The sequence below is a fragment of the Sphingobacterium sp. DR205 genome, from assembly GCF_011064245.1.
Lineage (GTDB): Bacteria > Bacteroidota > Bacteroidia > Sphingobacteriales > Sphingobacteriaceae > Sphingobacterium > Sphingobacterium athyrii.
Genome location: NZ_CP049333.1, coordinates 2949176 through 2970748 on the forward strand (window position 1 = coordinate 2949176; position 21573 = coordinate 2970748).

The 21573-nt window shown below is 41.9% G+C and carries 19 protein-coding genes; 9 read left to right on the forward strand and 10 right to left on the reverse strand.

Translation table 11 applies throughout. The annotated features are described in order from the left end of the window. Nucleotides 1-2: 2 nt before the first annotated feature. The gene (locus tag G6053_RS12420; protein WP_165306630.1) at nucleotides 3-1337 is read left to right on the forward strand and encodes an OmpA family protein; all 1335 of its coding nucleotides are present in this window, start codon (nucleotides 3-5) and stop codon (nucleotides 1335-1337) included. A gap of 190 nt (nucleotides 1338-1527) precedes the next feature. Here G6053_RS12420 and G6053_RS12425 read toward each other — a convergent pair whose 3' ends face one another. Beyond that, nucleotides 1528-2580 carry an outer membrane beta-barrel protein gene (locus G6053_RS12425; protein ID WP_108631918.1) on the reverse strand — a complete coding sequence of 351 codons (1053 nt, stop codon included), beginning with the start codon at nucleotides 2578-2580 and terminating at the stop codon, nucleotides 1528-1530. A 256-nt stretch (nucleotides 2581-2836) separates the two neighbouring features. Between G6053_RS12425 and G6053_RS12430 the strand changes: the two genes are divergently transcribed. After that, complete coding sequence (locus G6053_RS12430) at nucleotides 2837-4141, forward strand: ammonium transporter (RefSeq protein WP_108631917.1); 1305 nt, start codon at nucleotides 2837-2839, stop codon at nucleotides 4139-4141. 117 nt (nucleotides 4142-4258) lie between these two features. Then, on the forward strand, nucleotides 4259-4564 hold the full coding sequence (locus tag G6053_RS12435; protein WP_165306631.1) for a hypothetical protein: 306 nt from the start codon (nucleotides 4259-4261) through the stop codon (nucleotides 4562-4564). Here G6053_RS12435 and G6053_RS12440 read toward each other — a convergent pair. Beyond that, complete coding sequence (locus G6053_RS12440) at nucleotides 4561-5097, reverse strand: lipocalin family protein (RefSeq protein ID WP_241254988.1); 537 nt, start codon at nucleotides 5095-5097, stop codon at nucleotides 4561-4563. The two genes, G6053_RS12435 and G6053_RS12440, sit on opposite strands and share 4 nt — an antisense overlap. 100 nt (nucleotides 5098-5197) lie before the next feature. Here G6053_RS12440 and G6053_RS12445 point away from each other — a divergent pair, with 100 nt between their 5' ends. The 3 genes from G6053_RS12445 (at nucleotide 5198) to G6053_RS12455 (ending at nucleotide 8399) form a co-directional block, all read left to right on the forward strand. Continuing rightward, nucleotides 5198-5659 carry a DUF4268 domain-containing protein gene (locus G6053_RS12445; RefSeq protein ID WP_108631916.1) on the forward strand — a complete coding sequence of 154 codons (462 nt, stop codon included), beginning with the start codon at nucleotides 5198-5200 and terminating at the stop codon, nucleotides 5657-5659. Between the two features lie 22 nt (nucleotides 5660-5681). Beyond that, on the forward strand, nucleotides 5682-6476 hold the full coding sequence (locus G6053_RS12450) for a S1/P1 nuclease (protein WP_108631915.1): 795 nt from the start codon (nucleotides 5682-5684) through the stop codon (nucleotides 6474-6476). A 132-nt stretch (nucleotides 6477-6608) separates the two neighbouring features. Next, the gene (locus G6053_RS12455) at nucleotides 6609-8399 is read left to right on the forward strand and encodes an ABC transporter ATP-binding protein (RefSeq protein WP_165306632.1); all 1791 of its coding nucleotides are present in this window, start codon (nucleotides 6609-6611) and stop codon (nucleotides 8397-8399) included. An 18-nt stretch (nucleotides 8400-8417) separates the two neighbouring features. Here the strand turns inward: G6053_RS12455 and G6053_RS12460 are convergent, their stop codons facing one another. Continuing rightward, nucleotides 8418-9356 (reverse strand): multidrug resistance efflux transporter family protein, encoded by a 939-nt coding sequence (locus G6053_RS12460; protein WP_108631913.1) that lies wholly within the window; start codon nucleotides 9354-9356, stop codon nucleotides 8418-8420. A gap of 161 nt (nucleotides 9357-9517) precedes the next feature. Between G6053_RS12460 and fabV the strand changes: the two genes are divergently transcribed. Continuing rightward, complete coding sequence (fabV, locus tag G6053_RS12465; RefSeq protein WP_108631912.1) at nucleotides 9518-10720, forward strand: enoyl-ACP reductase FabV; 1203 nt, start codon at nucleotides 9518-9520, stop codon at nucleotides 10718-10720. Nucleotides 10721-10785: 65 nt separating this feature from the next. Here the strand turns inward: fabV and G6053_RS12470 are convergent, their stop codons facing one another. Continuing rightward, nucleotides 10786-11970 carry an MFS transporter gene (locus tag G6053_RS12470; RefSeq protein ID WP_165306633.1) on the reverse strand — a complete coding sequence of 395 codons (1185 nt, stop codon included), beginning with the start codon at nucleotides 11968-11970 and terminating at the stop codon, nucleotides 10786-10788. A gap of 53 nt (nucleotides 11971-12023) precedes the next feature. Beyond that, nucleotides 12024-12275, reverse strand: coding sequence for a hypothetical protein (locus G6053_RS12475; protein ID WP_108631910.1), 252 nt, complete (start codon nucleotides 12273-12275; stop codon nucleotides 12024-12026). Between the two features lie 199 nt (nucleotides 12276-12474). Here G6053_RS12475 and G6053_RS12480 point away from each other — a divergent pair, with 199 nt between their 5' ends. After that, the gene (locus G6053_RS12480) at nucleotides 12475-12885 is read left to right on the forward strand and encodes an OsmC family protein (protein WP_108631909.1); all 411 of its coding nucleotides are present in this window, start codon (nucleotides 12475-12477) and stop codon (nucleotides 12883-12885) included. Nucleotides 12886-13084: 199 nt separating this feature from the next. After that, nucleotides 13085-13519, forward strand: a complete 435-nt coding sequence (locus tag G6053_RS12485) for an FKBP-type peptidyl-prolyl cis-trans isomerase (RefSeq protein ID WP_165306634.1) — start codon at nucleotides 13085-13087, stop codon at nucleotides 13517-13519. 239 nt (nucleotides 13520-13758) lie between these two features. Here the strand turns inward: G6053_RS12485 and G6053_RS12490 are convergent, their stop codons facing one another. The 5 genes from G6053_RS12490 to G6053_RS12510 form a co-directional block, all read right to left on the reverse strand. Next, complete coding sequence (locus G6053_RS12490; RefSeq protein WP_165306635.1) at nucleotides 13759-14274, reverse strand: hypothetical protein; 516 nt, start codon at nucleotides 14272-14274, stop codon at nucleotides 13759-13761. A 31-nt stretch (nucleotides 14275-14305) separates the two neighbouring features. After that, nucleotides 14306-15478 carry a tetratricopeptide repeat protein gene (locus tag G6053_RS12495; RefSeq protein ID WP_165306636.1) on the reverse strand — a complete coding sequence of 391 codons (1173 nt, stop codon included), beginning with the start codon at nucleotides 15476-15478 and terminating at the stop codon, nucleotides 14306-14308. 2 nt (nucleotides 15479-15480) lie between these two features. Next, nucleotides 15481-16581 carry a tetratricopeptide repeat protein gene (locus tag G6053_RS12500; protein WP_108631905.1) on the reverse strand — a complete coding sequence of 367 codons (1101 nt, stop codon included), beginning with the start codon at nucleotides 16579-16581 and terminating at the stop codon, nucleotides 15481-15483. 5 nt (nucleotides 16582-16586) lie between these two features. After that, a complete protein-coding gene (gyrA, locus tag G6053_RS12505; protein WP_165306637.1) occupies nucleotides 16587-19154 on the reverse strand; it encodes a DNA gyrase subunit A in 2568 nt (855 codons plus the stop codon). Nucleotides 19155-19317: 163 nt separating this feature from the next. Further along, nucleotides 19318-21417: a cation-translocating P-type ATPase gene (locus G6053_RS12510; RefSeq protein ID WP_165306638.1), complete on the reverse strand. Its 2100-nt coding sequence runs from the start codon at nucleotides 21415-21417 to the stop codon at nucleotides 19318-19320. Nucleotides 21418-21573 lie beyond the last annotated feature (156 nt).

Genomic DNA, 21573 nt, shown 5'->3' on the forward strand with positions numbered 1-21573 from the left:
TTATGGAAAATCAGCTTTTAAAATCGGCAAAAGACTTTTTTGATCAACAGTTGCTTGCCAGGGTCGGACAAAGTTTAAACCAGGATAATGAACAGGTAAAGCAGAGCTTAAATGCTGTCGTCCCGGCTTTGTTTCTGGGGTTGAGTCAACAGTCAGAAAATAGTGGCGGGATCGGAGCGATTTTGGAACAGGCAAAACAGCATTTTTCAAGTTTTGATCCCGGTCAGATACTGGGTGGGCACACGGATGCTGGGGACCTCGAAGGGCAGCCGGAGGAAAGAAATGCTGGGTATGGCAATATACTGACGTCAATATTCGGTGACGGCTTGGACACCGTATTAACTACTGTTGCTGCGTATCTGGGTTTTAATGCTGATTCGGTGAAGAAATTGATGGGTTTTTCTTTGCCGGCGATCTTTTCCAGTTTAACTAATAAAGGACAAAATTGGGATGTGGAAGGGGTGAGCCAGAAACTAAAAGCGAATAAAACTGCATTTGCGGCAGCTATCCCTGCGGGATTAAGTTTAGGTGCTTTTGGGAAATTATTTGATGGCGGACATTTTTCCGCGCCCGAGGAAGCTTTGCTTGAAACGCCGCTTATTAATCCGGCGAATGAACTGGAAGCACATAAAGAGCCGTTGGCATTACCGCGGGCGGAAGCTGCCAGGCCCGCGGCTGCTTCGACGGGTTCTTCGGGTGGCGGCTGGTGGAAAATCTTAATTGCGTTGATTGTTATTGCGCTGCTTTGGTTTTGGTTTGGCAAGGGCTGTAGCAGTGGTAAAAAAGAAGGTGCTACGGACACGAGTGTCAATCGGGGACAGGTTGATTCCGGAAATGCAATGGTTAGCGGAGCTGCCGGCCAGATTGGTCGTGAGCATTTAGATGTGATGTTGCCCAATGGAGGAAAACTTGCCGCATTTAAGAGCGGAATAGAGGAGCAATTGGTTCAGTTCTTAAAATCCGATTATAAATCCTTGGGTGAAGATTCCCTGAAAAATACCTGGTTTGATTTTGATAATCTTAATTTTGAAACCCGCACGGCAAAGGTTTTGCCCGAAAGTCAGGTGCAGCTCAGTAACCTGGCGGAAATACTAAAAGCTTTTCCTGCAGCCAACGTGAAAATTGGTGGTTATACCGATAAAACCGGAAATGAAGATTTCAACAAAAAATTATCATTGGATCGGGCAAATGCCGTGAAAGATTATTTGGATAAGGCGGGACTCTCTAAACAGATCGTCGGAGCGGAGGGCTATGGATCACAATTTGCGAAATACGCAGCCGATGCTCCGGAAACTGACCGGATTTTAGATCGGCATGTCTCTGTCAGTGTCCGGTGATGCGGCTTGAACATGGAACTGAGGTTAGCGAGATAAGTTTGGCGTAAAAAATGTAAGATAGAAAAGCGGATCCTAATGAATCCGCTTTTTCTGTTAATAGTTGGAATTTTATGGTATTATATCAATTTCGAGATAATTTAAACTCATTTTATGGGTATTATAGCGGAGAATAAAGTGTTGCATCGCTGATCTAGAAGCTATATACACAGGCTAATAAAAACTGGCCGGCTGATTTTGTCGGAGATAGGTCATTCTTAACGAACTTTTCAGTATTGCTTTTATCAATTCTTATTTCGGGAATGAATTTGAAACCATGGTAATTGTATTCAGCGGTCAATGTGGTGGCTAACATATTGGAACTTGGAATACCATTGGCTTCTTCTTTGTGCGTTTGGAAGAACTCTTCCCGTAATCCAATTCCGAAATGTTCTGACAGGTGAACTCTTGGGTAAAGTGCTACCCCTGTGTATCCGCCTTCTGCTCTTCTCTTATAATGTGTGGCGTTTACGCCAAGGTAGAATTTAGGCGTGAAGTCGTAATTTCCCACAAAGTCCACAAGCGTGCCCGAGCTGTAGTTCTCTTTGCCCCCAACAGAAGATCCGCTTAGGAAATTTAAGTAGAAGCTGCCTTTCTCGTTAGGTCTATACGCTAGTTGTGAGCCGATATGTGAGACCCCGTTCAGATCTTGATAAACGTTCCAGTCATTAAATATACCGACCATTAACGCAAATTTGTCAGAAAAACTATAAGTCGCTTTCAAACCTGCATCCTGAAAAGGGCCGGCTCCGAATAAATAAGAAGTGGAGTAATGAAAATTGTAAGTGGGAGAGATGACTTCAAACCCCACGAATGTACCCATGAATCCGGCAGTCAGATTCAGTTTGTCGGTAAGATCATAGCCCACATATAAATTCTGAATGTGAAAGCTGTTCTTATCATCACCTGGCTGGCCGTCTCCATTAATAATAGAACGATATTGTCCACGTGGACCGAAGGAGAGTTCTCCTACAAAAGAAGCCTTTTTAAAATGTTTCTTTACTGCGAGGTCAACCATTCCGATCGAGACTGAATTATTGTCCTCCGTAAAATAGGTGTTGATATTAGGCTTGTTTTGGAAATCATATTTCCAGTAAGTATCCACAGATCCGGATATTTCAATAGGTTTTTCTTTGTTTTCTTCTTGTGATTTTGATTTTTGTATGAAAATTATTGAAAAAATGATGATTGTTAATATTTTTTTCATGTTGATAAGGTTTTAAGTTTGATCTGTTTGAATTTTTGTTGATTTTTCTTTGTTTTTTTATAGGTTTTTGTGGTTTTGTTTTTGTTTTCTGTGAAATTATGTAAAAAATATCATAAAAAATAATATTTGATAGTAATTTTTCAATAAAAAGAGTTTATATTTGTCAAAACAATAAGTAAGAAAGGGTTTTTGTTTTGTTTTTGTATTTTATTTAAAATTTATTGACGTATTAATAAACACTAATCAGTTTAAAAAAATGAAAAAAATTATTCCACTCTTTGTTCTGGTACTTTTGGGCGTATTAGGACTTGTATTTCCTTCGATAGATTTATCTGCATTGGATAAAGTAGAGTTTGACACGGGGGATACAGCCTGGTTATTGACTTCTTCAGCATTGGTGTTGATTATGACACCCGGCTTGGCATTTTTTTACGGGGGAATGGTCAGTAAAAAGAATGTGATCTCAACGATGATGCAGAGTTTTATCTGTATGTGTCTGATGACGATCCTATGGGTTATTGTTGGATTCAGTTTAGCCTTTGGTGATGATATCGGCGGAATTATAGGTGACCCACGCACCTTCTTTATGATGAAAGGTACCTTAGGGAATGTCGCTTGGGGTGCATTACCGACCATACCTTTGGTCTTATTCGCCATGTTTCAGCTGAAGTTCGCGATCATTACGCCAGCACTCATTACCGGTGCATTTGCTGAGCGTATCCGATTTAACTCTTATATGTTGTTTATTATCTTGTTCGGTGTCTTTATTTATATGCCATTGGCGCATGCTACTTGGCATCCGGAAGGAATTTTAGCAAAATTCGGTGTGCTTGATTTTGCCGGCGGTACTGTTGTGCATATGTCAGCAGGCTGGGCGGCATTGGCTGCTGCAATTTATCTAAAAGGCCGTAAATCACAGACACATAATCCAGCGCGTATAAGTTATGTCATCTTAGGAACTGCTTTGTTGTGGTTCGGTTGGTTCGGATTTAATGCAGGTTCGGCCGGCGGTGCAAACTCGCTAGCAGCTTATGCCTTTGCAACCACAACGACCGCTTCGGCTATGGCGGCAATGGCGTGGATATTTGTGGATATTATCCGCGGTAAAAAACCATCTGCAATGGGGGCATGTATCGGCGCAGTTGTAGGACTTGTAGCAATTACGCCAGCAGCAGGATTTGTGAGCATTCCTCACGCCATGGTCATTGGATTAGTCGCTGCATTGATTAGTAATCTAGTTGTCTATTTAAGAAGCAAAACCAGCATCGACGATACGTTGGATGTATTTCCTTGTCATGGTGTAGGTGGTATGGTAGGGATGGTGCTGACTGGAGTATTTGCACACCATAATGTAAATCCATTGGTTGTTGACAATGGCTTGTTTTTTGGTGAAACGAAATTATTCTTTGTGCATACGGTAGCCTTGTTTGCGGTATCATTCTTTGCTTTCGTAGGCTCCTTAGTATTATTAAAAGTAACGGATCTGATTTCTCCTTTACGTGTAGAGGAAACAGACGAGGAACTTGGTTTGGACGTTTCTCAGCACGCTGAAGCACTTTAATTACTAAGGTCAAAATCGTTTAATTGTCCCAAACAATGCTTTTCACACGGCATTGTTTGGGATTTTTTTTGCACCTTTGCCCAACAGGGCGAATATCTGCACTATTTAGTTTTTGTTATGAAAGATACAACAAAAGAAACCTTGCGTTCGGATTTTGAGAAAATGATGCGTCATGCATTACAAAAAAATGGTGATTTTGGTTTCCATATATTTGGTGACTACGCTGCATCTGTACTCAATTTCTATGTTGGAAGCTCCATCTTAGGGTTAGCTGAAAAGCGTGAAGCTGCACTATTTCTTGCGAGTCTGTATAATGCAGGCATCAAAAATGTGATCAATCAGCAGGACCTTCAGGAGATCGCAGATGTTTTAGCCCAGGATCCAACGCTCAATTATCAGGTACTCGCGCCAATTTTTGATTAATGCTTTGTCCAGACCAGATTGCCGGTTTCGTAGCCACATTGTAAAGCATAAGTAAGAAATTCATTCCTGATCTTGTCCGGAATTTCGGTATTTCTGCCCAGAATCCACATGTAATCGAGGTTGTCTCCAAAGACAAGGGCATAGCTGTAATCGGGCGTTATTTTTACAATATGATAACCACTGTAGAATGGGCCAAAGAATGATACTTTCAATGCGCCTTCGTGGGGACCATTGATAAATTTAGCTTTTCCGATGGACTGCTTCCAGCGTTCTTTTTCTTCCGAGTAACCTTGATTATTGACCCGGATTGTTCCATCCTTATTCTTGGTGTACTCTGCCGAAACCTGACTGAGCCCTTTTTCCCAGCGAAAGTCCAGCCGGGCAATTTCAAACCATTTTCCGAGGTATTTATCTAAATCAAAAGGATCTACTACATCTGGACGCGAGATGACGGGCTTTAAGGCATTGTATGCCACCGTTCCCAAAGCCACAGCGGTCAGCAGTAAGAGCGATTTTTTCTTGTCTATATTCATCTTTTGGAGTTGTTTGTTGATAAAACAACAATTTTAATACCAATATGGTTTAGGCATACCGCGCTATTTTCTTAATTTTGTTGACTTAAAAATTGTATTTGTGTATTCTAGAGAAGAGGTAAAGCAATTAAAACAGCTATTCTGGACCAAATTTGGACAATTCATGTCCCTACATTCAGCTGCGGACGGCGAAAAGGTCAATTGGATTAACTATAAAACCGGTGTCAAGCATTTGTATTTTAAGATGGATGCTGATAATAATACGGCGAAAATAGCAATTATCTGGTCTCATTCGGATGCCGGGATCCGTACATTAATGGCAGAGCAATTCATGCAGTATAAAGGGTTGCTTCATGCTACGCTTGGAGAGGATTGGGAATGGGATTTGGATAGTTATGATGCGTACGGTAAGCCCTACTGTCAGATCTATAAAACGTTGGTGGGCCATAGCATTTTTAAGGAAGCGGAATGGGGAGAACTGATCGCTTTCTTTAAACCACGGATGATTGCGCTGGATGAGTTCTGGTCTTCGGCAAAATATGCGTTCGATATCTTTAAATAATTACAATAAAATAAATATAGCAATGAAAAAAGTGATTAAGGGTCTGTTGGCTGTAGCTTTATGCTTTCAACTTTCATCGGTATATGCCTGGGGGACCATTGGGCATCGCGTTGTCGCAGAAATTGCGGAGCGTCATTTGAACAGAAAAGCAAAGAAGAATATCGGAAAAATCATTGGACAGCAAAAGCTGGCATATTGGGCAAATTGGGGAGATTTTATCAAGTCGGATCCCAATCCTGAATTTAAGAAATTGGGAAATTCACATTTTATAAATCTAAATTCAAATCTGCCATGGGCAGAGTTTCAACAGGGACTCGAACGTTCGGCTGACGAGAATTTATACAAAACGGCCATCCGTATCGAGCAATCTTTTGCAGATAAAAACATGTCGCTGGATCAGCAGAAACAGAATCTCTATTTCTTGATCCATATCCTGGGGGATGCCCATCAGCCCATGCATGTCAGTCGTGCCGAAGACCAAGGGGGAAATAAGATTGAGGTAAGCTGGTTTGGAAAAAAATCCAATATTCACCGTGTCTGGGATAGTGATTTGGTAGACAATGAAAAATATAGCTATACCGAATATGCAACTGTATTGGATGTTAATGGAAAAAAGGAAAATGAACAATTGGCCGCCGGAGAGTTGTCTAATTGGCTATACGAATCCAATCAGCTTGCTGAGAAAATTTATGCCGACGTAGCGAATAATGCGAATTTGTCGTATTCGTATGTTTATCAAAATAAAGATACGATGGAACAATGTTTATTAAAAGGCGGATTACGCTTAGCTAAGGTGCTGAACCGTATTTTTGGATAGTCTAAAATAAGTAAATATGCAGCCTAAGTCGTGCCATGGTTCATGGTACGACTTTTTTGTGACAGGATTTCCGTTTATTTTTAAACAAAGCACCACGCTTATTTGTTATTTGCTCATTGTAAATCTTTCTTCATGACCATTCCACAGCTCTTTAAAAAAATTATTCCCTTTGCCCGTCCTTACCGTAAATTGATTGTTTATACCCTGCTTTTGACCGTTGTCGGATCATTGGCTGCGCAGATCAATGCTTTTATTTTGCGGTATACGGTAGATACCATCAACGCTTTGATGGTGGCCAAAGAGCCGCTTTCTAAGGGAATGTATATTGTCGGGGTCATCAGTGCGGTGCTGTTGCTGAAGGAAATTGTTTACGCATTGGTACAGTTTGGACAAAAATTTTATGGCGAGAAACTTCGGATTTATATCGCGCGTGATTTCTCACAGGCTATTGTTAGCCGGATTTTGACCTATAAACTTGCTTTTTACACCTCCACGGATAATGAAAGCGGAAAGCTGGCGACACGTATCGACGCAGGCATCAGCTCACTTACACGTTTGGTACAGAATTTCTTTATCGATATTCTGCCCTTGTTTGCCAATGCCATCATTGCACTGACCTGCATGTTCTATGCTAACGTATACGTGGGACTGGTGGGGCTGGCGGTAATCCCATTGTATCTTTATATCAGTCAGACGCAGGCTTCTAAATTAACAGGTTTTAGGCGACAGATGCGCAAATACCGCGAATCGAAAAATAACCGGATCATCGGTCTGATTGACTCCATTCTCGTTATTAAATCTTTTGTGCGCGAACCCGAAGAAGCGAAACGGCATGAAAAGATCCAATACGAAATGACCGAAAATCAGATGGAAACTCGCAAGACAAGCTTCTTTTACGATAGCATTAAAAATTTTGTGGAACAGATCGCGGTTGTAATTATTATCGTCCTGACTGCTTATCTAGTGTTATCCGGTCAGATTACGATTGGAGCGATTATGTTTCATATTATGCTATTTAATAATGTTTCGGCACCGATTCGCCAATTGCACCGCATTTACGATGAGGTCAATGATGCCTTAATCTATTCGGAATCTTTTTTTGAGATACTTGAATCTGATGATCAGATTGAATCGAAAGGAACTTATCGACCGGTGCAAATTCGAGGACACCTGGAATTGCGGAATGTCTTCTTTGCGTATCCTAACGGGACACAGGCTTTAAGGGATGTCAGTTTTGCCATTAAACCCAATGAAATTACTGCCCTGGTCGGATTAAGCGGTGCCGGTAAAAGTACGATTATCAATTTGTTGGATAAATTTTATGAGCCGACACGGGGCCAGATTCTACTGGATGGTGTTGATCTTGCGGATTATGATACCGCATTCCTCAGGCAGCATATCGGCATGGTGCTGCAGCGCAATCATATATTTAAAGGAACAATATTTGAAAATATTGAATATGGCAAGATCGGAAGTTCGCCTGAGGAGATCGTGGAAGCCGCAAAGAAAGCTTATATCCATCAGCAGATCCTGGAATTGCCAAAAGGATATGAGACGGATGCACAATCGCTTTCCGGTGGACAGCAACAGCGTATTGCCATCGCACGGCTGTTTCTGAAAAATCCGCCCATTATTTTTCTGGATGAGCCTACTGCAAATCTGGATGCGATTGCTACGGAGCAGATTAAAAATAGCCTGGATGCGATTAAGAAAGATCGTACGGTAATTATCGTGTCGCACAGCATTTCCCAGATAATAGACTCCAATGCGATCATTGTCATGGAGAAAGGTCGCGTTGTCGAGCAGGGGCAACATGAAGACCTCTACCTGGCGAAAGGTACCTACCATGAGATTTTTTCGGCCATGGCCAATAGCCTTAATTTAAGCAAGATCAGTAAGACCTTACAGGCAAATGAAAATTAATAGTGCTGTTCTCGCATTTTAATTTGAGCGACTATGCAAGATCATTCCAATGACGACCAGGCCAATCCCTATGCAGGAATAGCTATTTGGAAGCGCGGCATGTAATAAAATGATTTCACCCAATAGCGTAAAGATGACTTCCATGGCTTGCGTCGCTTCTACGGCGGCGAGTGCTTTGGGGTCGCTGCGCACGATATCCGTTGCGCTAAAGAATAGGAGCGTGGCAATTACACCCGAAAAGAGGGCAACCATTAGGGTTTGTAGCAGCTGACTTTCCGTTGGAAGGCCATTGTTCATATAACCAAAGATGCTGAGCAGGATCCAAAAAGGCATACTACATAGGGTCATGCCCAACGTTCGTTGGAAAGCATCCAATTTATTTCCCGCGATTTGCATCATTTTACGGTTGCCCAGGGGATAGGCAATTGCTCCGATCAATACCGGGATCGTGCCCAATAACATGGATTTAAAGGAAGTGGCCCGTGCTTCGGAGATTTGCATCAGTACAATTCCCAAAAAAATAATGATCGAAAAAAGAAGTGAAGCTTTGGATATTCCTTTTCGATGCCCTTTTTTCTCCAGTAAAGGGCCTATAAACATCCCGGCGATAATGGTGAATTCAAAGGTGCTGGCAACCAGCCAGGAGGGACCGAAGCTCGCACCAAATGTCAGCGTGGCATAAAATACACCAAAACCTATGGTGCTCCACAGCAGCCATTGCAGCAGATTGGATTTGATCGCATGGAAGAGCGGGCCTAAGTTGCCCCGTACAGCTACGATAAGCAACAGGACAGGAAGCATCCAAAGGAAGCGTAAGGCTGCTGTCCATTGCCAGCTTCCTCCCGAAACAGCCATGATACGGTTGAGGACAAAAGTACTTGCGAAAAATAATGCGGCTAATATTCCTAAAAAAAGTGCCGTACTTTTATTGTTTTTTATTGTAAATTGGGAGGACATAAATAAAATGAATGCGATGTCTATTTCGTATGGTGAAAGTACGCAAATGGCCGTTTAATCGGAAATGAAACAAAAAGTAATTGATTTTTATGGCAATTTTCTCATTTAAAATTCCTTATTTTGCCTAATCAATAAAACAAGTAGTAAGAAAATTAATCAAGATGATTATACAACCAAGAACTAGAGGTTTTATTTGTTTAACCTCGCATCCACAAGGGGCTGCGCAAAACATTAAAAATCAAATTGAATACGTGAAATCAAAGGGTGAGATCGCGAATGGTCCAAAGAAAGTCCTCGTCATAGGTGCTTCAACAGGATTTGGTATTGCGTCCCGGATTTCTGCAGCATTTGGTTCTGGAGCTGCTACAATCGGTGTATTTTTTGAAAAACCTGCGGCAGAAGGTAAACCGGGAACCGCTGGTTGGTACAATTCTGCAGCTTTTGAAAAAGAAGCCCATGAAGCTGGACTATACGCCAAAAGTATCAATGGTGACGCATTTTCAGATGACATAAAAAAACAGACCATTGAATTGATCAAAAAGGATCTGGGACAGGTCGATTTAGTGGTTTACAGTTTAGCGTCTCCACGTCGTACGCATCCGAAAACAGGTGTCGCACATGCTTCAGTTTTAAAACCTATTCAGGAACCTTTTACCAATAAAACGGTAGACTTTCACACAGGCGTTGTGTCGGATATCACGATCCAACCTATAGAAAATAATGAGGATATCGCGAATACGGTTGCTGTAATGGGTGGGGAAGACTGGAAATTTTGGATCGAAGATCTGAAAGCTGCCGGCGTTTTGGCTGATGGCGCAAAAACAGTTGCTTATTCTTATATCGGACCTGAACTGACTTATCCGATCTACCGTAACGGAACAATTGGCCGTGCGAAAGACGATTTGGAAGGTACTGTGCCTGCTATCAATGCGATCTTAAGTGATCTGCACGGTGTGGCTTACGTTTCGGTTAACAAAGCATTGGTGACACAGTCCAGTTCTGCGATCCCGGTAGTGCCTTTGTACATTTCCCTATTGTATAAGGTGATGAAAGAAAAGGGAATCCACGAAGGTACGATCGAACAGATGCAACGTTTGTTTGCCGAGCGCCTTTATACTGCTGATGGCAATGTATTGCTTGATGATAAAGGCCGAATTCGTGTTGACGACCTGGAGATGCGTGCAGATGTTCAGGCGGAAGTTGCTGCATTGTGGGAAAAAGCAACTACAGAAAATTTGGAAGAAATCTCCGATATCGAAGGTTACCGTAATGAATTTTTCAATTTATTTGGTTTTAACTTCGATGGTATAGATTACAACGCAGATACCAATGAGGTGGTTGCTGTGCCAAGTATCGAAAGCTAATTGAAGATATATGGTAATAAAAAAGGCTAACCAATTTGGTTAGCCTTTTTTGTTGGTGCCGATCATCAGGCAAGCTTTGTCCTTCGATTGTATAATAAATTTCCGACGACTGCAAAACCGATGGATACCATGATGGCACTGAAAGGGTAGATGCCCGTCATGCCGACATTGTTGGCAACGAAACCGATCAGAGGGCCTGTAATGCCTAGGGAAATATCGATAAATAGTCCGTAGGCAGCTAATGCTGAACCCTGTTGATTCTGGTGCACCCTTTTGATTGCCTCCACACCAAGAGCCGGGAAAACAAGCGAAAATCCCAGTCCCGTCAGTGCGGCCCCAACAAGGGTCCAAAGGGGGTGGAAGGCCAGGGCGATGACCAGGAGGCCCAATGTTTCGACAAAAAGACTAATTAAGGCTACTTTTAGACCGCCATATTGATCGATTACTTTGTTGAATACAAGTCTTGTCAGAATAAAGAAAACACCAAAGACCGTCAAACAAGCCGCACCATTCTGCCAATTGAAGTGCTCATAATATAGCGTCATAAAGGTGGAAATACTCCCAAAACCAAGGCCACCCAAGGCCAGGCAAATTCCGAATGGAGCCACAGTAAGAAGCACTCGCCTGAAACTGACAGCAGCTGTTTTTTTGCTGATTACCTGATAAGGCGTTTTTGATCTGCTGTAGAGATAACCCAGGATCCCTATTAAACAGGTGAGTATCCCCAGCGATTCATAATTTATATGGTCAACCATAAGTACACCCAACGGTGCTCCGAGGGCAAGTGCGCCATAGCTCGCAATCCCATTAAATGAAATAGCCTTGGCTGCGTGTTCATCCCCGAGTTCCAATAAAGCCCAGTTGATCGGACTGGCTCCGACCAGCCCCTCGCCAATACCGGTGAACAGCCGGGTGACCAGCAATAAACTTAAACTAATCAACGGTTGTGACCGGAATAAAAAGACCAGCAAAAGTAAAATTCCCGAAAGCGCAAAAAAGAGCATACTGCGGAGGACGGAGACTTTTGGGCCTTTGGTGTCCACGATTTTGCCGGCATAACCCCGAAGTAAAAAGGTGGCAATATATTGTACACTGATGACCAGTCCGGCGACAATTGTATTAAACCCTAGAATTTGATGGATAAAAATGGGTAAGGTCGCAAGTGATAAGCCAATCGTGAAATAACCAAGGAAAGTTAAAGATACATAGCCTAAAATCTTTTTATTGACCTCGGGAAGAGAAATTGTCATTTTAAAAAATTTTAGGCAAAAATACCTGTTTATCCTTGCTTTTGAAAATAAAGTTAGTACACCACTGTCTCTTTAATCTCACAATTTTTATCGAGCCATTCCTGATCGAATTGTTTCGGTGAGACCTTTTTACCCTGATAGATATAATAGATTTTTTCAGATTCTCCTTTTACCGGCGGCCCCGGGATTTTGTTGACAATTTTCTCTTCAGGACATTCCCGGATAAGTGCCTGCTGGCTGCGCTGAGGGGTTTTGCAAGAAGTAAATGCTGCTGTTAGGATGAGGAGATACGCTAATTTATTCATGAGTTTAGTTTTATTATATTGAATAACGAGACTTTATTCGGATGTGCGACATGATTTTGCGGAATAAAACACAACTTTTTATTCTGTTGTTTGTTCAATAAAAGGGGGGAGTCAGATGATGGATGATGAGACTTTATCGCGAAGTTTTGAAGATCAGAATAGTATTCATTAATAATCATATAACAACAAAAGAGCAATCATGAGAAGAAAAGCAACAGCCCTATGGAACGGGAACCTAAAAGAAGGTAAAGGGAATTTAACAACAGACAGTACCGTATTAGATCATACCCAATATTCATTTTCAACACGATTTGAGGATGGTGTGGGTACCAATCCGGAAGAGTTGTTGGCCGCTGCGCATGCCGGATGTTTTACCATGCAGCTGAGCGCATTTTTAACCGAAGCCGGGTTTTCTCCCGATGAACTCAAAACCGTATCGACCATTGTTTTTGAAAATGGCGCAATTGTCCGTTCTGAATTGGAATTGACGGCGAAAGTGCCATCCATTGATGAATCGGAATTTCAGGCACTCGCTCAAAAAGCAAAAGAGAATTGTCCCGTAAGCAAAGCATTTAGCTTCGAAAAAACGTTACAGGCTACTTTGGTATAAAGAAGCCGGAATAAAAATGGTTTAACGACCATAGCAATGCAGTGATGTTTTAGGAAATCCTAAAAATCACTGCATTTTTTCATTAAAAAAATAAAAAGCCGTTACTTTGGTCTCTGATCAGTCTATTGTATACCGGTAAACTTCGCGGGTATGTATAAATCCAACTGATTGCGGTGAGGGAAAGTTAAACGAAATTATTTTGGTACAAAAAAAGAAAAGTAAGCTAAATGCTACGGCATTATTTGAAAAGAATAGGGCCGAAGGTCTCGTATTTCTAGCGGAGAATGCGACGAAAGACGGTGTGATCGTCTGTCAGTCAGGTTTACAGTATAAAATATTGACAGAAGGTGCGGGCAAGATTCCGACGAAGGCTTCCAAGGTCATCTGTCATTACAAGGGTGAACTGTTGGACGGAACGGTATTTGATAGCTCCTATAAACGTAAACGTCCGGAAACATTTTATATCAATGAACTTATCCGTGGCTGGCAAGAGGCGATGTGCATGATGCCCGTGGGATCGATATGGCAAGTGTATCTTCCACCACATTTGGCTTACGGCAAGGAAGAGCTCCTGCCACGAAAAGGCGGAGAGTGTACCTTGGTTTTTCAGATTGAGCTGATTGCGATTCTGTGAGGATTTATTGAAAAGATTACTATGAGTTAAATGCGTAGCTTCGCACCGAATTTTGAGCCTACCCGAAATTTGTAATAGGAACTGCCTCATACAAAAAAAAATGAAGATAAAAGGGGTAAAATTGTGCCAAAATGCAAAAAGCACAAAATTCGGTTTGGCACTATTTTACCCCTAAAATTTATTGATTTGTGATAAAATATTTGCTAAAATCGCTGTTTTAGATGTCTTCAAGGCGGATTTTAATCACGCTTATTTTCTAGGTTAATCTTAAGGGAAAAGTAAATTCCCTTAAGGAGTTTTTGAACTCCCCTAAGGGGGCGGAGCGTTCCCCACTGGGAAAAGTAAATTCCCTTAAGGAGTTTTTGGATTCCCCTAAGGGGACGGAGCGTTCCCCACTGGGAAAAGTAAATTCCCTTAAGAAGTTTTTGGATTCCCCTAAGGGGACGGAGCATTCCCCACTGGGAAAAGTAAATTCCCCTTGGTGTATTTAGGTTTCCCTTAAGGGGACGGAGCGTCCTCCACTGGGAAAAGTAAATTCCCTTAAGGAGTTTTTGGATTCCCCTAAGGGGATGGAGCGTCCTCCACTGGGAAAAGTAAATTCCCCTTGGTGTATTTAGGTTTCCCCTAAGGGGATGGAGCGTCCCCCACTGGAAAAAGTAAATTCTCCTTGGTGTATTTGGAATTCCCTCAGGGAAATGTTGCGGCTCCTTCGGGGAAAAGCAATAAAAAATCCCCGGAAAAACCGAGGATTTCATTTATCTATTTTAGAAAAATTTACTCCAGTTATTATTGCAATTCTTTGATTTTCGCATTGATCTCAGCTGTCTTAGCTTCGTCCTGCATGAAAACATAATAGTTTTTAAGATTTGTTAAAGCGTCTGCATTTTTCGGCTGTAGGGCAACCGCTTTCTCCAAATAAGGCAATACCGATTTCAACTCTGCCTTGATCTTATCCACTTCGGTGTTATATTGCGCCTGTGTCAATTTTCTGTTGTTGTTTACGACATTAAGCTTTTCACGTGTTTTGTTCATCAACGTGATCGCTAAATTTGTATTGGCTTCAAAGAAGTTCGGATCGATTTCCAATGCTTTCTTATAAGCCGCAATTGCCGCTTCGTCATTTTTTGCGGATGACTGTGCAATTCCTAAATAATAGTTCAAACTTTTGTTTGAAGGATCTTTCGCCAATTGGGCAGTGATGGCATCAATAGTCTCTTTTTCGTGACCTGTAATCAGATTCAATTCGATATTTTGCGTCATTGCCGCATTGTCATCCGGATAAGCCTCAGCAGCTTTCTTCGCGTATTCCAAAGCAGAAGTCGTGTCTTTTACATTTAAATACAATTTAGGTAGATCAACCATAATTGTTTTATGTGAAGAAAAGTCTTTTCTAGGGATCAGTTCTTTGTAACGCTCGATTGCATTTTTATAATCCTTGTTGGACAATGCTGCTACACCGCTATAGTAAGTCACCAATGTGTCTCCGGGAAGGTAAGTCAATGCTTTGGTGAATGAATTATAAGAATCGGCATATTTCTGTGCCTGATACTCTTCAGCACCGATATTGAAGTTATATTGTCCAAGAATTTGCTCAGCCACAGTGATGTTCGCTTTGTTGGCACCATCAGTATCCAATTGTTTTGCTTTGGCAATACCATCTTCTGCTAATTTTGCCAGTTCAGAGGATTTATCTATAGTTGATAGGTTTGCGTTAACGAGAGCATAAACTGTCCAAGCCTCTGCATTATCTTTTGTTTTTTCGTTGATAACAGCAGCGTCGATGGCTTCTTTTGCTGATTTAAGATTAGGCAGGCCTAATTGAGCAGTACCGGCTTCTTTTAATTCCTGAAATTTTGCAAGACCAGTTTTTGCCTTTTTTACGTTACCCGTTTGGGCGAAAGAAACTGATGTAGATACAGTACCTATTGCCGCTAATAATAATAGAGATTTTAAATTCATATCTATTTAACTGTTAATTGATTCAATAATAAGTTTACCCTGTCTAATTGTGAGGCATCATCAATAAGTGTATAATATTTTGCCAGTGCCTTCAAGGCATTTACATCATAGGGTTTGATCTCGTTTGCTTTTAATAGATATTCGACCGTTAAATCCTGAATATCTTGATTCGTCGGATCTTTTAATAGCGTTTCAAGATTAATTAAGCCTAGTGCCAAATTAGATTCATAGTTGTTTGGATCTAACCGCAATACATTATTGTAATACTCTTTTGCTTTTTTTAGATCATTTGCATTTTCGTAAGAATAGCCGGCAATGTAATTTAATTCAACATTTTCAGGCTCCAGACGAATGGCATCAGCAATCACATTCAATATGGCATCATACGAACTGTTGGCTGAATACACATCGATCAATCTAAAAAGTATCTGCTTATTCTCAGGGAATACAGCATGTCCTTTTTCTAAAACGTTTAAGACATCCTGTTTAGTACCTCCCAGGCCATAAATTTGTGCTAATTCCAGAAAGTAGCCCGGCTTAGGGTTTTCTCCTTTAATGAGTTCATCATAATATTTGATGGAATTCATATAATCTTTGTTTTTTCCGGCGAGTACCGCAAGATTATATTTGAGGTCGCTATTCTTAAAACCGAGCGAGTCTATGCGAAGGTAAGCCTGGTATGCTTTATCAAACTTTCCGTCCTTTAAAGCAGCACCGCCTTGATAGGAGATGGCACCAGCAAGATTTTGACGAATATAATCCATCTCAGCCGGAAAATTTCGACGTGCTTTTTTCGCATCCAGCAATTTTAATGATTTGATGGATATGTCGATAGGGTCTAATTTATACTGCTGTTTTCGAGTTGAATCCGCAACTGCCAGTGAGCTATATACCAAAGCCCTCAGCAGGTTGTTGTTGACAGATGCCGAATCTTTTTTGGATTGGAATGCAGCATCTGCAAACTTTCTGGCGTTTTCAAGATTTTTAAAATCGCCAGTTTTGGTATATAAAGCAAAACTGTTGCTGCCCTCTTTCAAATTTGATTGGGCAGCAACAGTTAAACTACTTGCAGATATGAACAATGATATCAGTAAGTTTTTCATTCAGTTTATTCTTCGTTTGAATCTATATTTTCTCCAGAAGTTAATCCTTCATTATCCGCTTCTGTTGAATTTTCATCGCCAGACTCTTCATCCGATTCTTCTTCGCGATCTACTTTTGTGATCGAAGCGATCTCGTCGTTGTCTTTCAGGTTAATGAGTCTTACACCTTGTGTTGCACGGCCCATGACACGTAATTCTTCTACAGCTATCCGGATAACAATACCTGATTTATTGATGATCATAAGGTCTTCTGCGTCTGTAACGCCTTTTATGGCAACCAATTCACCTGTTTTATCAGTTACATTGATTGTTTTGACACCCTTACCACCACGATTTGTAACCCGGTAATCTTCGATATCCGTACGTTTTCCGTAGCCTTTCTCCGAAACCACCAACACCGTTGTTTCTGAATCATTGACACTAATCATGCCAATCACCTCATCACTTTCGGAAGAAAGGGTAATACCACGAACGCCTGTTGCTGTACGGCCCATTGGGCGGACGGTAGACTCATTAAAGCGAATAGCTCTTCCTGAGCGCAGTGCCATCACAATTTCGCTGCTTCCTGTAGTCAAACAAGCTTCGATCAATTGATCACCTTCGTTGATGTTGATCGCATTGATACCATTTGCTCTCGGGCGGGAATAGGCTTCCAAAGACGTTTTCTTGATGGTACCTTTTTTAGTACACATGATAATGAAGTTGTTTTCCAGGTATTCCTGGTCTTTCAGGTTCTTCACTAAGATAAAGGCCTTAATTTTCTCTTCCTTCGGTACATTGATGATGTTTTGAAGTGCACGGCCACGCGAAGTACGGCTTCCTTCAGGGATCTCAAATGCACGCAACCAGAAACAGCGACCTGCCTCGGTAAATAGGAGCATGTAGTTGTGCGCTGAGGCTGTAATGATGTGTTCGGTGAAATCCTCTTCACGCGTGTTTGTTCCGATTGATCCACGGCCACCACGACCTTGACGTTTATATTCGGATAACGGCGTACGTTTTACATAGCTGTTATGGGAGATTGTGATCACGATTTCTTCGTCATCAATAAAGTCTTCCATACGCATGTCTTCGGCAGAATGAACAATCTGCGACCTACGTTCGTCACCATATTTTTCTTTGATCTCAATTAACTCATCTTTGATGATCTTCATGCGGAGCTCTTCGTCTGCCAATATAGATTTCAAATAGTCAATTGTTTTCATCAATTCAGCATATTCTTCTTTGATCTTATCACGTTCCAGTCCTGTCAGACGACGCAAGGTCATATCTAGAATAGCACGGGCCTGGAGATCGGATAGACCGAATTGCTCCATCAATCCAACACGTGCATCCTCAGGTGTATCGGAGTTACGGATTAATTTGATGACTTCATCCAAATGATCCAGGGCGATCAAGTATCCTTCCAAGATATGCGCACGTTTTTCAGCTTCCGCCAATTCGTAACGTGTACGTCTGACGATAACATCGTGTCTATGCTCAACAAACTCACGAATCATATCTTTTAGATTCATCAGTACAGGTCTTCCTTTAACTAAGGCGATATTATTGACTGAAAAAGAAGTTTGTAGCGCTGTATATTTGAATAGGTTGTTTAAAACAACATTGGCGTTGGCATCACGTTTAATGTCATAAACGACACGCATACCAGTACGGTCAGACTCATCGCGGATCGCCGAAATACCTTCCAATTTCTTTTCATTGACCAAATCGGCAGTACGTTCGATCATATTGGCCTTATTCACCTGGTAAGGGATTTCGGTCACAATAATCTGTTCTTTTCCGGATTTGGTCGTTTCGATTTCGGCTTTAGCACGCATGACAATACGGCCACGGCCTGTATTACAAGCATCCTGAACACCGGCATACCCGTAGATCAATGCTCCCGTAGGGAAGTCAGGGCCTTTGATATGTTGCATCAATTCAGGTACTTCAATATCACGGTTATCGATGAAGGCTATAGTACCATCAATGACCTCCGAGAGGTTGTGCGGGGCCATATTGGTTGCCATACCTACGGCGATACCTGAAGCTCCATTGACCAGGAGGTTAGGGATACGTGTTGGCAATACGGTAGGCTCCTGCAAGGAGTCGTCAAAGTTATTTTGGAAATCAACGGTGTCTTTGTTGATATCGGATAGCATTTCTTCGGCGATCTTCTTTAACCTCGCCTCTGTATAACGCATTGCCGCAGGAGGGTCACCGTCAATGGAACCGTAGTTACCTTGACCATCCACCAGCGGGTAGCGCAAACTCCAATCTTGAGCCATACGAACCATGGTGTCGTAAACGGAGGAATCACCATGTGGGTGATATTTACCTAATACGTCACCAACGATACGGGCAGACTTTTTATAAGGTTTACCACTGGTAACCCCTAAGTCCAACATACCATAAAGAACACGTCTGTGTACAGGCTTCATGCCGTCACGTGCATCAGGAAGAGCCCGGGATACAATGACAGACATGGAGTAGTCAATGTAAGCAGACTTCATCTGATCCTCGATATTGATTGGGATAATCCGGTCGTTTGCCGGAACAAGATTGTTGTCGTTTTCTGTTTCTTCAGCCATATGAATTTGGTTTCAATAAAACTAGTAAGCAAGCCTTTTTAATTGGCTTGCTACGCATGCGAAGTTACAAAAATTTAACCTCAAAAGCGAATGAATTGAGCCCTAATATACACAAAAAAGACAATCTTTTATGGATTGTCTTGGTACTTATGCCGTATCGTTTTTATTTCATTTTTTTAAAGCGTAGGCGGATCGAATTACCGATGACAATGAGATCGGAGAAGGCCATGCTTAAAGCCGCCAGCATAGGACCTAAGAATCCTGCTGCTGCCAATGGGATTGCGATAATATTATAGGCAAATGCCCAAAAAAGATTCTGCTTGATGGTCAGTAAGGTGTGATGACCTATCTGCAGTAGCTTTTCGATAGATTTCAGATCGCTGTTCAGCAGTATGACTTTTGCGGACTGAATGGCAATATGTGTTGCGTCGCCGAGTGAAATACCGACATCCGCTGCCGTAAGGGCAGGGGCATCGTTAATGCCGTCGCCTACCATTGCCGTAGCGGCCGTTTTTTTGAGATCCGAAAGGATCGCCAATTTTTCGCTGGGTGATTTTTCCCAGTAAACATCCGCTATACCAAGTTTTTGTGCCACCCGTTCACATTTACTTTGCCTATCACCGCTCAATAGGATAGGACGGATTCCTTTATCTTTTAGGTACTGTACAAGTTCTTTTGCATAGGGCTTGATCTGATCTTCCAGCACGATACCTGCAATGACAACCTCATTGATGGTCAGCGTCAGGTCGTACCTGTTGGAATAATCTTTCCTGCCAATTTTAGCATTACAGATGGAATAGCTGTTTCCATTGGTGTCCGTGGCAAATATTCCCTGTCCTTTTATTTCGTTGACTTCTTTGAATATAATGCGGTATGACTTGATCTCCTTGAGATGCTTGCGGATAGATTGGGCAATTGGGTGGCTGGAATAACTTTCCAGCTGTGCAATGATTGACTCCACCTGCGATTGCGCTATACCAAAGGTCTGAATGGCTTTGATATTAAAATCGCCTGTTGTCAGCGTTCCCGTTTTATCAAAAACGATCTGTTTGATTTCTGACAGCTCTTCGATTGTGCTGCCGCCCTTGATGAGGATGCCCTGTTTGGCTGCCCGGCCCAGACCGACCATCACTGCTGTAGGTGTGGCCAGGCCCATCGCACAGGGACAGGAGACCACAAGTGTCGCAATGGCATTCATCAATGCCTGCTGTAGCGGCAATTGGGCAATAAAGTAGGCGATAAAAAAAGTGAAAAATGCGATCATGACAACAATAGGTACAAAATAGGCCGCCACTTTATCACCAAATTTTTGAATGGGCGGCTTTTTGCTCTGTGCGTCTTTAATCAACTGAATGATCTGATATAAAACGCTTTTAGACCCTACTTTAGTGGCCGAAATGCGGATATTGCCGGCGCTCAGCAATGTGCCGCCGATCACGGCATCATATTTTGTTTTTTCGATCGGGAGACTCTCGCCCGTCAGCATGGATTCGTCGATCCAGGCATGGCCATCCAGAATATCACCATCCACCGGAATCAGGCTTCCCGTATTCACTTTCAGAATATCCCCGGATTTGATCTCTTTAGCCCTAATTTCAATTTCGTTATCGCCTTCAATTTTAATCGCTTTAATGTCTTGGTATTTGACCAGATCTTTGATGGCGGATGTGGTTTTGGTAACAGCGCGTTTTTCAAGCACATTACCCATAAAGACTAAGGTAATAATTGTTGCACAGGTTTCGTAAAACTGATAATCGTGCCCCATATGGTAATAAGTGCCAATAGCACTGTAGACAAATGCCGCAGTGGATCCGACAAAGATAAGCACATCCATGTTGGGCATTTTATTCCATAGCGAACGCAGGGCACTATTACCAAAGTAGAAACAACCGACAAGATAAACCGGTGTACAGAAAGCCAGCTGTATATAGGGATCGTGGAGCAAGGGGAGAGTCACAAACATATGACTCCATAGCGGAATGGTAAAAAGTAGGCAGATCAAAAATTTGAGTTCAACGGACTTCCAAAAGCTTACTTTGCTGTCTTTATCCTTAATGACTTTATAGCCCAATGACTCGATACCTTTGACAAGCTGCGGAACCTGATCTTGGGGGATAGCGGAGAACTTTACTTCATCTGAAGCGAAATCAACGTAGATCTCCTTAGCACCCTTGTCTTCTAGGTATTTATGGATTGAAATAGCACAATTTGTGCAGTGCATTCCGGTTACGTTGAGTTCAGTTTGCACGTTGGATTCCTTCATTTAATAGCATGTAATGTCTTTAGGCAAAGATAGGTATTTCCTGATAATGCTCTTTACGTAAAGTAAAATTGTTTAGTTCCACGACTGCTTTAGCGCTACTGTACAGGAAAAAAAATCTTCGGCACCGTGGAGAAAAACGATAAATTTGTTTTTATT

What these genes read in the sequence shown, in the direction of transcription:
- G6053_RS12420 (WP_165306630.1), top strand. Translation starts at nt 3, where the DNA reads ATGGAAAATCAGCTTTTAAAATCGGCAAAAGACTTTTTTGATCAACAG.
- G6053_RS12425 (WP_108631918.1), bottom strand. Translation starts at nt 2,580, where the DNA reads ATGAAAAAAATATTAACAATCATCATTTTTTCAATAATTTTCATACAA.
- G6053_RS12430 (WP_108631917.1), top strand. Translation starts at nt 2,837, where the DNA reads ATGAAAAAAATTATTCCACTCTTTGTTCTGGTACTTTTGGGCGTATTA.
- G6053_RS12435 (WP_165306631.1), top strand. Translation starts at nt 4,259, where the DNA reads ATGAAAGATACAACAAAAGAAACCTTGCGTTCGGATTTTGAGAAAATG.
- G6053_RS12440 (WP_241254988.1), bottom strand. Translation starts at nt 5,097, where the DNA reads ATGAATATAGACAAGAAAAAATCGCTCTTACTGCTGACCGCTGTGGCT.
- G6053_RS12450 (WP_108631915.1), top strand. Translation starts at nt 5,682, where the DNA reads ATGAAAAAAGTGATTAAGGGTCTGTTGGCTGTAGCTTTATGCTTTCAA.
- G6053_RS12455 (WP_165306632.1), top strand. Translation starts at nt 6,609, where the DNA reads ATGACCATTCCACAGCTCTTTAAAAAAATTATTCCCTTTGCCCGTCCT.
- G6053_RS12460 (WP_108631913.1), bottom strand. Translation starts at nt 9,356, where the DNA reads ATGTCCTCCCAATTTACAATAAAAAACAATAAAAGTACGGCACTTTTT.
- fabV (WP_108631912.1), top strand. Translation starts at nt 9,518, where the DNA reads ATGATTATACAACCAAGAACTAGAGGTTTTATTTGTTTAACCTCGCAT.
- G6053_RS12470 (WP_165306633.1), bottom strand. Translation starts at nt 11,970, where the DNA reads ATGACAATTTCTCTTCCCGAGGTCAATAAAAAGATTTTAGGCTATGTA.
- G6053_RS12475 (WP_108631910.1), bottom strand. Translation starts at nt 12,275, where the DNA reads ATGAATAAATTAGCGTATCTCCTCATCCTAACAGCAGCATTTACTTCT.
- G6053_RS12480 (WP_108631909.1), top strand. Translation starts at nt 12,475, where the DNA reads ATGAGAAGAAAAGCAACAGCCCTATGGAACGGGAACCTAAAAGAAGGT.
- G6053_RS12490 (WP_165306635.1), bottom strand. Translation starts at nt 14,274, where the DNA reads ATGAAATCCTCGGTTTTTCCGGGGATTTTTTATTGCTTTTCCCCGAAG.
- G6053_RS12495 (WP_165306636.1), bottom strand. Translation starts at nt 15,478, where the DNA reads ATGAATTTAAAATCTCTATTATTATTAGCGGCAATAGGTACTGTATCT.
- G6053_RS12500 (WP_108631905.1), bottom strand. Translation starts at nt 16,581, where the DNA reads ATGAAAAACTTACTGATATCATTGTTCATATCTGCAAGTAGTTTAACT.
- gyrA (WP_165306637.1), bottom strand. Translation starts at nt 19,154, where the DNA reads ATGGCTGAAGAAACAGAAAACGACAACAATCTTGTTCCGGCAAACGAC.
- G6053_RS12510 (WP_165306638.1), bottom strand. Translation starts at nt 21,417, where the DNA reads ATGAAGGAATCCAACGTGCAAACTGAACTCAACGTAACCGGAATGCAC.